Origin of the sequence: Mesorhizobium sp. M1078 (genome assembly GCF_040318615.1) — a bacterium.
Classification (GTDB): domain Bacteria; phylum Pseudomonadota; class Alphaproteobacteria; order Rhizobiales; family Rhizobiaceae; genus Mesorhizobium.
This window is the reverse complement of the sequence record NZ_JAMYMP010000097.1, coordinates 1-845: the sequence shown is the minus strand read 5'-3', so window position 1 is coordinate 845 and position 845 is coordinate 1. Positions and strand designations below refer to the sequence as shown.

The 845-nt window shown below is 56.0% G+C and carries 1 protein-coding gene; it reads left to right on the top strand.

Annotation, left to right across the window (positions count from 1 at the left end; all coding sequences use genetic code 11):
• Positions 1 to 10: 10 nt before the first annotated feature.
• A complete protein-coding gene (gene virG, locus NKH38_RS33255) occupies positions 11 to 736 on the top strand; it encodes a two-component system response regulator VirG (RefSeq protein ID WP_023685159.1) in 726 nt (241 codons plus the stop codon).
• Positions 737 to 845 lie beyond the last annotated feature (109 nt).

Below are 845 nucleotides of genomic sequence, written 5' to 3'. Positions count from 1 at the left end.
AGGTGTGCCGTTGAAACATGTTCTTGTCATTGACGATGATGCCGCAATGCGGCGCCTCATCGCCGAGTATCTCACGATGCATGCCCTGAAGGTAACCGCAGTCCACGATAGCAAGCAGTTTGACTATGTTCTTTCACGTGAGCCAGTCGATCTCGTGGTTGTTGACCTTAACCTAGGCCGGGAGGATGGACTTGCGATCGTCCGCAATCTGGCGACAAAATCGGATGTTCCTATCATAGTGATCAGCGGCGACCGGCTTGATGAGGCGGAAAAAGTGGTTGCACTGGAGCTCGGCGCAACCGATTTCATTCCCAAGCCTTTCGGGATGCGCGAATTCCTGGCCCGCATTCGAGTAGCGCTACGCCAGCGCATTTCTAGTCCGCGAACCAGAGAGCAGCGCTCATTTCGCTTTGGGGCCTGGAAGCTCAGCGTGAAGCAGCGGCGACTGATCTGTGCGGAGCGTGGCGAGGTCAAGCTTACCGCATGTGAGTTCAATCTCTTGATCGCATTTCTGGAGAACCCCCGCAACGTGCTATCCAGAGAACGGCTTTTGCTCGCGAGCCGTGTGCGTGGAGAAGAGGTGTACGATCGAAGTATCGATGTCCTAATCATGCGCTTGCGCCGAAAGCTGGAGGCTGATGCGGCCAACCCTCGCCTGGTCAAAACATCCCGTGGCGCAGGGTACTTCTTCAACGCTGACGTAGATGTTAGCTACGGAGGCACGTTGGCCGCGTGACAGTGAGCTATGCTGGAGATTGGGGTGACGAGGCTGATCAAGCCTTCCAACAGTACCAGCCTGATCAATTACAGCGAGAGCTACCGGTCCGGAGATCGCATCAGCCCCT